This window comes from Moorena sp. SIO1F2, assembly GCF_010672755.1.
Taxonomy (GTDB): domain Bacteria; phylum Cyanobacteriota; class Cyanobacteriia; order Cyanobacteriales; family Coleofasciculaceae; genus Moorena.
In genome coordinates, this window is the sequence record NZ_JAAHFV010000288.1 from 1 (window position 1) to 8,335 (window position 8,335).

At 44.1% G+C, this 8,335-nt stretch carries 7 protein-coding genes; 3 read left to right on the forward strand and 4 right to left on the reverse strand.

The window, feature by feature from the left end; genetic code table 11:
- Positions 1 to 126 precede the first annotated feature (126 nt).
- A complete protein-coding gene (gene fumC, locus F6J94_RS25555) occupies positions 127 to 1,521 on the forward strand; it encodes a class II fumarate hydratase (RefSeq protein WP_293045281.1) in 1,395 nt (464 codons plus the stop codon).
- Between the two features lie 140 nt (positions 1,522 to 1,661).
- The gene (locus F6J94_RS25560; protein WP_293045267.1) at positions 1,662 to 1,982 is read left to right on the forward strand and encodes a hypothetical protein; all 321 of its coding nucleotides are present in this window, start codon (positions 1,662 to 1,664) and stop codon (positions 1,980 to 1,982) included.
- On the opposite strand, the gene F6J94_RS25565 is transcribed toward F6J94_RS25560, so the two are convergent.
- A complete protein-coding gene (locus F6J94_RS25565) occupies positions 1,967 to 2,143 on the reverse strand; it encodes a hypothetical protein (protein ID WP_293045269.1) in 177 nt (58 codons plus the stop codon). The two genes, F6J94_RS25560 and F6J94_RS25565, sit on opposite strands and share 16 nt — an antisense overlap.
- 108 nt (positions 2,144 to 2,251) lie before the next feature.
- On the reverse strand, positions 2,252 to 3,208 hold the full coding sequence (locus F6J94_RS25570) for a cation transporter (protein ID WP_293045271.1): 957 nt from the start codon (positions 3,206 to 3,208) through the stop codon (positions 2,252 to 2,254).
- A 16-nt stretch (positions 3,209 to 3,224) separates the two neighbouring features.
- On the opposite strand from F6J94_RS25570, the gene F6J94_RS25575 reads away from it, so the two are divergent.
- Positions 3,225 to 3,422 carry a hypothetical protein gene (locus F6J94_RS25575; RefSeq protein ID WP_293045274.1) on the forward strand — a complete coding sequence of 66 codons (198 nt, stop codon included), beginning with the start codon at positions 3,225 to 3,227 and terminating at the stop codon, positions 3,420 to 3,422.
- Between the two features lie 151 nt (positions 3,423 to 3,573).
- On the opposite strand, the gene F6J94_RS25580 is transcribed toward F6J94_RS25575, so the two are convergent.
- Both F6J94_RS25580 and F6J94_RS25585 read right to left on the reverse strand, forming a co-directional pair.
- Positions 3,574 to 3,927, reverse strand: coding sequence for a DUF433 domain-containing protein (locus F6J94_RS25580; RefSeq protein WP_293045277.1), 354 nt, complete (start codon positions 3,925 to 3,927; stop codon positions 3,574 to 3,576).
- A 383-nt stretch (positions 3,928 to 4,310) separates the two neighbouring features.
- The coding region (locus F6J94_RS25585; RefSeq protein WP_293045279.1) for a LamG-like jellyroll fold domain-containing protein at positions 4,311 to 8,335 on the reverse strand (4,025 nt) is incomplete at its 5' end.

Here is an 8,335-nt window from a genome sequence, read left to right on the forward strand (position 1 = left end):
AGACAGGGCCGCCACATTCGTCTAAATAAATTGTTCTCTGTAGAATACTCCCTACTCCCTACTCCCTACTCCCTACTCCCTGTGCTATACCATAAACGAAGGAACCAAGGGGAGTTGATATCACTGATGACTAAGATGCGAATAGAAACCGATAGTATGGGGGAAATCGAAGTTCCTGCTGATCGGTATTGGGGCGCTCAAACTCAGCGATCGCTAAAATATTTCTCGATTGGACAAGACTTTATCCCCCCGGAAGTCATAACAGCGATGGCTATTCTGAAAAAAGCGGCTGCTCTGACTAACTCTGAACTGGGTAAACTACCAGAGGATAAAGCTAAGTTAATCATTGAAGCAGCAACTGAGGTGATCGAAGGCCAGCTAGACGGTAACTTCCCTCTCCGTGTTTGGATGACTGGTAGTGGTACCCAGTGCAACATGAACGTGAACGAGGTGATTGCTAATCGTGGGATTGAACTAGCTGGGGGGGTGATGGGTAGCAAAAACCCAATTCATCCCAATGACCACGTCAATATGTCCCAATCTTCTAATGATACCTTTCCCACAGCCATGCACATCGCGTCAGCGGTAGCCTTTCATGAGCGACTGATGCCCAAGGTGACGAAAATGCGGGATGCTCTAGAGGAGAAGGCGAAAGCATGGGATAATATCGCTAAAATTGGGCGCACTCACCTTCAAGATGCTGTACCGTTAACCTTGGGTCAAGAGTTTTCCGGTTACGTTGCCCAGCTAGATGCTAATTTAGCACGGATAGACTCTGTGCTTCCTGGCTTATACGAGTTGGCGATTGGTGGAACGGCGGTCGGGACTGGGTTAAATGCTGGCAAGGGGTTTGCTGAAAAGGCGGCTGAGCATATTGCTAAGTTGACTGGCTTGCCCTTTGTGTCTGCTCCTAACAAGTTTGCGGCTCTAGCAGCTCATGATGACATGGTTATGGCTAGCGGTGCCCTGAAAACCCTAGCGTGCTCGTTATTGAAGATTGCTAATGATATCCGTTTCCTAGGGTGTGGACCACGCTGCGGATTTGGGGAACTGAAGCTGCCATCCAATGAGCCAGGGTCTTCGATTATGCCAGGAAAAGTTAATCCGACCCAGTGCGAAGCGATGACTATGGCAGCTACTCAGGTGATGGGCTACGATAGTGCGATCGCATTTTCTGGTGCTCAGGGGCACTTTGAGTTGAATACCTTTAAGCCCATGATTGTGTTCAACTTGCTCCAATCTGTCCATCTACTTGCTGACAGCTGCAACAATTTCACTGACTTCCTGCTGAAGGGACTAGAACCGAATCGAGAGAAAATCCAGTATTTCCTGGAACAGTCCCTGATGCTAGTCACTGCTTTGAGTCCAATCATCGGTTACGACAAAGCTGCAGAAGTGGCGCACCATGCTTCTGAGAAGAACCTTACCCTAAAAGCAGCTTGCCTAGAATTAGGCTATGTTTCTGCTATTGAGTTTGACCAGATTGTTGATCCTTATCGGATGGCCTATCCCCTTGATTAGTTTTTTAGGGAGTAGGGAGTAGGGAGTAGGGAGTAGGGGGAAGAGTGTGGGGAGAGGGGGGAGATTTGTAAATACTATATTGAGCAATTCCCAGCAACCTTTAACTATAAACTGAAAAGGATAATGTTAGCAATTTTAAAATGTTTGATTTTAATATCCTATGTGATTTCTCCCGTAACCATTGTGTAGCAATCTGTGCCATTTTAGTTCCTGCTAACTTGCTCCTGACCTTACAAACTATCATCTTTACTGTGATTGGTTATCCCCAAGTTCAGGTGCGGAAAGCTGCTTTAGTTGCGTGCATCCCAGCTTTGGTAATGCTATTCCATGTGTATAGTTGGTTGATGATTGGAGTAGTGATGGCTCCCACCTACATTCTGTTTACTTTAGCAGCTGTCTGCTTAAGTATTAATTTTTGGGCAATAAACTATTATAGTAGATTAGTTTATTTTAGGGAATAGGGAATCGGGAATAGGGAATCGGAACCCACCCCTAACCCCTCCCAGGAGGGGAACGGGAATCGGGAATGGGGAATCGGGAATGGGGAATCGGGAATGGGGAATCGGGAACAGAGGAACCCACCCCTAACCCCTCCCAGGAGGGGAACAGAGGCAAGAGGCAAGAGGCAAAAAGTCGGTAGTGGTAAACAATTCGTGATTTTAGCTCCCGAAACCTTGACCAGACCTGGGCTAAACCACTACCCGACTCCCGACTCCCGACTCCCTACTCCCTACTCCCCATCTGGTTCATCTTTACCGTTGATTTGTTGGTTACGGTTCGAGCCATTCCATCGTAAGGATGCTGTTAAGTCATCATCGATGTGGAAAATAGCTTGTACTGGTCCGTAGCGTTCTTGAATTCCCCCCTGAATCCGTTCAGCAATCAGGGAAATGACTCCTGAGAACTCTGGATGCACTACCAAATGCATTTCAACATACATGAAGCGTCCTACAACACCCCGGCACTGAATTTGATCACAGCGAGTGACACCTCCAACTTGATGGGCTATGTTAGCGATCGCTTCTGGATCAATGGGAGTTTGTTTGACTAGCAGGGGCAATTGCCAGTTGATAACTTTCCAACAATTTGCCCCGGCAAAAAGCACCAGCACACTACTCAACAGTGGATCCAGCCATAGGAAACCTCGGGAAACCCCCCAAAGCCCACCGAGTACTAGTATAGTTAAGCCCACATCCTGGAGCATTTGAGCCGCCTGAAACCGTAGGGTAGGACTCCTGACCACTTTAGCTTGGTAAATCATCAGGCAAGACCAACCAAGGCTCATGGCTAATACTGCTCCCAACAATTGTATTAAGGGTAAACTGAGCCGGACAGGAATAGTTAAGGTTCCTCCCTGAATCAGAGTTAGTAACTGCTGAGAGGAGAGTAAGCACAAATTTCCCCCAGCAAAGCCGAAAAAGGCAATTAGCACAAACGTAATCACCGTTTCCCGTTTACCATGACCATAGACTGACAGATCTGGCGAATTGTCATAGGTAGTGATCATCAGCAAATTGATAAGGGTATTAAAGCAAATTAATAGGGTGAACAGGGATTCCCCCATCAGACTGAGCGATTGGGTAGCCCAAGCTGCTGACACCTTGACTGATAAAACAAACAAGCTGAGCCAGAGGGTAATGAATAATACCAGACGACTAGTCTGATCGCGGTTTGGTCCTTCGGTCATGGCCTGAAGGTAACAGATGTGGATTACCTTCACATTATCTTTGATTACCCTATTATTGATTGAGGCATCAGGCAATTATGCCATTTTATGGCAGTTCTTAATGGTTTTGGGGAGTCGGGGTGTGTGGTGTGGGGTGTGGGGTGTGGGGTGTGGGGAGTCGGAACCCACCCCTAACCCCTCCCAGGAGGGGAACGGGAGTCGGGAGTCGGGGTAAGCATTCAGCCGTCAGCCGTCAGCTGTCAGCTGGCAGCTGACGTAACTCAGATTAAACCAATGCTTCTGTTTTATTCAAAAACTGATAGCTGATAGCTGATAGCTGATAGCTGATAGCTGAATGCTTACCTAAAACCTATTTCAAATGCGTTTTAGCTTAAAGCCTTCACTGATTGAGTAGACTTTTGCTGAGCATCTGCTTCTGCTTTTAATTGCCGAAACCTCTGCCGTGCAGGGGAAGGATTACGTTTTTGCTCTTCTCGTTGTTGACGGCAAAACTCTAGCCAGTCAGCCAAGTAAGCCCTGACCTCTTCTTTGTTGTGTAGATAGTAGAGGATGGTGGCGTAGACTTCTTCTAGGGTAATGGTCTCAAATTGTTCGGCAATTTCTTCGGGGGTTTTGGCACGATAGATGTATTCGTAGAGGACACTTTCGATGCCAATGCGGCTACCTTTGATGCGGATATCATCAGAGGCTAGGAAGTTGAAGTAGTCTTGGATTTGCATATAGCAAAGGGAGTAGGGAGTAGGGAACAGGGAGTAGGGAGTAGGGAGTAGGGAACAAAAATTATCACAATTCCTACACGGATTGCTATAGCAATTTGCAATTACCAGGTAAAAGTTCTTTTGAATTATAGCGCTTCTAAATGAATTGTAAACAAGGATTACAGTTTTTGACCTTGTCTTGATGCAAAGCGCGAGTGGGGGAAACCTCATAAGGGTAGGTTTTTTACAAAGACGTCAGGTGTGGGGTGTGGGGTGGGTCCCGACTCCCGACTCCCGCTCTTCCCCTCCTGGGAGGGGTTAGGGGTGGGTTCCGACCCAAATGTAAAAAACCTATCCCTGCTCCCAGGAGGGGAACAGGGAAAAATCCTGTGTACCTGATTAGGCTAGAAACCGCTATAGTCTATCTTGCCTTCGTAAATCAAGATTAATTCTATAGTCTTGACAATTTCAGGATTTAATAATCCATCCTTTTTCAAATTTCCTGGAACGTTATTCAGGTCGAAATTAATAACCAAATTATCAGCAAAATGTTCATTATCTAAATTTGGTACAATAGCGATATTGTTGACCTCAAATACAATTTGTATAGCTTCTTCATTGGCTATTTTTAAATTGACAAAGGATTGATTAGATGATACATCAGGAGCATCAAGCTTAAACCATATCTGCTTAAGTTTAGCATCTTCGATGTGAGGTGGAATAATCTCAGAAGAGATGGGAAATGTCAACTTTTGCGAATTCCTGTCTGTGTTTAAATTCATAAAAGTATGCCATTCTCCTGGAAATGCTTGTTTGACGTTAAAATAATAAGCCTCAGAATAGCGTTGTAATGGCTCTAAATTGGTGACATCTTTCCTGAATTTATCCCCTCCATCTAAAGCGGTGTAACTCAAGGTAATAATCACATCGGAAATGGTGTCAAAGTCAATGCGATTAGTTTGTTTAGGTAAACTCAGTTCCCAGGTAGACACTGCACCTGTGCCTTCAAAGGGTAGGTAGCGTTCATCCCGGAAATTCAGTTCAAATAGTCCATTATCGTTAGCACCTCGGGAAATTGCTATTTTTTGATTGCGTCGCCAATTACTTCTGAGAATAGATGTATCGGGTATTTCATCCGTTTCACCAAGTAAAAATTGGACGACCTGAACATCGGGTTTTAGCAGTGTCTTGTTAGAGGTTTGGGTTAAGGTTGCATTGATATTTTGATAAGGCCCCACAACTGCGGGGATGGAAATGGCAATGGTTTTGATTTGACGGCAATAGTGACCAGGGAAGTCGAAGTCAAAAAGTTTTTCACTAAATTTAAATTCGCATTTTCCAGTATCTTTCAATTGTTGGAAAGCTTTGGGATTGAGTTGTAGCAGCGAGATGGTTTTCTCAATTTCTAAACGGCGGACATTACCCTCAATGTAGGCTTTTTCCAGTTGGTTTAAGCCCAACATTAAACTTTCTCCAGCAAGCAATCCTTTATGTAAGCTATCCCAATAGGGACCTTCGATAAAGGTGTCATGTTGATTGAGTTCGTATTGGTAAGCCCTTTGGGCTGCTATGGCCATGTCCAAAGCAATCTTGTAGGTGGGGAAGTAAATAGAAGACAGGCGACCAACCATCCATTGATATAGTTCTTTGTTGGTAAATTTATCTTTGAGGAAGTCTTCTATCTCTTTGGCTTGTTCGATGCTTTTATTGTGAATTTTTAGTTCTTGTTCGGCAATGGCTTGTCGAATCTTTTGGGCTTCTATCTGATATTCGATTTGCTGAACGTCAATTTCAGCCAAATTCTTTTGTAGATCCCATTCTTCCCGTCTGCGAATGTATTGAGCACCGGTGCTGATAAGCCCAGCCGACTGGTTGAGCATGCCAGCAGTTCCGTCGGCAGCTCGAGCTATAGCTTGGGCTGCATCGCCTGGTTCCATACCCCCATTAGAGAATCCAAAGATTTTGGGGATGAGATGACCTGGTACACTCAGTCCGTGCATGGAAATGGCAGTATACTGGGGTAATAAGGCTAAAGCCCTCAGTGACAGATCTGTTATTTCTGGTGCATTCAGGTTTTCATCGTAAAGTTTTTGATAGTGTGTTTTTCGTTCATCTGCATTTCCTTTGCTCTTTTCCAGAGAGTTCAAGGTTTCCTTTGCCTCTTCGATTTGCTTTTCTTTGGTATCTGTGATCAGTTGCAGAATAACTTGCTCGTGGGTGCTTCTGAGTAAGGACAGTTCTTCAGCATCTTTTTTCTCCAGGGCACTTAATAAAGATGAACCCAGTTGAATAACTGTGGAGATCATGTTTCTGGCTCGCTCCAGCATATAATCAAAGCGATAGTGGGGAACCGTAGGACTTAATTGGGATAAGACAGTGGCAGAAGTTCCCCCGGCTGCAAAGGCACGAACCAGTTGATTGGGGTCTATGGGAGGTTGGAATAAGGCAAGTTGCCTAAACACACCCTCAATACTGAGACTGTGACGAATTTTATAAAGCCTATCTTCGACTCTTTCCCAATATTTCAAAAATTCTTTGTTCTCGCTGACACAGAAGTAAGTGTTAATGTCACTCAGGGGAGGGGTAACTGTTTGAGGGTTATGGGTGCTATTCTCAAGCTCAATTAAAAATTGAGGAATATTACTGGCTTGATATTGTTTTTTAATTTGTTCTACCGTTGTCGGTGGTGGTGTTGGACGCTTACCTAAGCTTTCGGGTTTTTCCCCTAGTAAATCGTAAGCGAGAAGGTAGAGGATGGAGGCTTGAGCAATAGACTCCCTGTTATCTTGAGTGAATAGTTGATCGCCCCAGTCCAAAATGTTGTCAATGTATTTCATAACGATCGCTTTTTCATAAGCACCGATTCGCAGTTGAGCGATCGCATGGGGGTCGAAAGGCTTGTTATTATAAGCTGCGATCGCTTGGTTATCCCTCAAAAGCTGCTCTAGTTTCTGGGTGCTATTGCCTCGGAAGGGCAGATATTGCCAAAAGCGATCGGAGGGGTGTAACTGGTTATTCTCAGCTTGAGCAGTAGGATTGAAAATGTAGTGATACCATTTCTGGGCTTCTTCAAAGCGTTGATTGGCATTCAGAGTATTAGCGACTAAAAAGGGAATATGGAAAAATATTTCTCGGAAATACATTCCATAAGGACCGTCAAAATCTAATTGAGAGGTTTGAGGAGTAATAACTGAATCTTCAGATTGGAATCGAGTAAAATCTAGTTCGGGGAGACTTTGGGATTCTAAACTCAATAACTTATCAATTCCCCCAATCAGGAGTTTTGTACTTAACGAACGAATTGTACTGGTAGTTAGTCGTATGAAGGAAAACTTTTGAGCTTTCGGTAGTGTAACCGTCTTGTTATATGAAAGGTTTATGGTATCGTTCTCACCTTGAACCTCTAATAAGCTATCACTAATTAGCGGAATAGCTGCCTCTTTAGGAGTAGTAGCCAGAAAAGCTTCGTCTCCGTTATCAAAGATAAACCACCCCGGCTGATTCTTGACGGAACTAACAGAGCTATGAGACTTAGATACACCACTTGTCAGTAAAATTGGCTCACCTTTGCCGTTATTGTCACCTGGTTGATATTTTGAATAATTTAAAGAAATTTGCTCATCTTCGAGAGCTTTGTTCCAAATCTTAACTTCGGCAATTTGACCTTGGAAATAAGTACTGTTTCCATCCGACTTACCTGTTGACCAACGCCCTATGAGGACAGGCTCATCTCCCTTAAAAGCAGGATGACCCTCTGAGAAGTTATCTTTGACTCCATTGATAAATATGGCTTGTTCTGCTTTGTACTTACGATAGCGCCATACAATATAAATCCATTCTCCTGGTTTAAGTTCTGTCTTCCCCTCAAGGTCATTATTAAAAAAGCCCATATAAGCTTTCTTGTTTCTGATAATCAAGTGGAGACCTTCATTGGTTTCTCTACTATCAGTGCCAAGAATAGATACATCTCGCTCAGGAAGCTCATCTGCATTCACCCACGCTTCTACAGTAAAGTCACTATCAGTAAGTTTTAATACCGATGCTTTGGGCAATTTCACATATTCTTGCTTGTTTTGAGCTTTCTCTACAGCTTCTTGAGCTTTCTCTACAGCTTCTTGAGCTTCATTTACAGCTTTTTCAGCCTCTTTTTTTTCTTCATCATCCTGCGCTGCGTTCAGCCTATCCTGCGCTTGTTTCAGCTTTGTCTGCTCTTCCTCCAGCTTTGTATTTTCCCCAGTTGTGCTATTAAGGCTTAACGCTTGATCATTATTCACAGGCAAATTAACTGCTTCTACCCATGTAGGTATAGTTCCTTCTGACTGAAATGTACCATGATGATTGCCTGCTTCATCTTTAAGGTTATCCTTGAGAGGCCAGTAGCCTAGCAGTCCTTTGCCAGAGTCACTATTTGTAGAGTCTGCTCCGTAGA

Bases quoted from the DNA above. Each gene is read 5' to 3' on its own strand.
- F6J94_RS25570 (WP_293045271.1), bottom strand. From the start codon at position 3,208: ATGACCGAAGGACCAAACCGCGATCAGACTAGTCGTCTGGTATTATTC.
- fumC (WP_293045281.1), top strand. From the start codon at position 127: ATGACTAAGATGCGAATAGAAACCGATAGTATGGGGGAAATCGAAGTT.
- F6J94_RS25575 (WP_293045274.1), top strand. From the start codon at position 3,225: ATGTGGATTACCTTCACATTATCTTTGATTACCCTATTATTGATTGAG.
- F6J94_RS25580 (WP_293045277.1), bottom strand. From the start codon at position 3,927: ATGCAAATCCAAGACTACTTCAACTTCCTAGCCTCTGATGATATCCGC.
- F6J94_RS25560 (WP_293045267.1), top strand. From the start codon at position 1,662: ATGTTTGATTTTAATATCCTATGTGATTTCTCCCGTAACCATTGTGTA.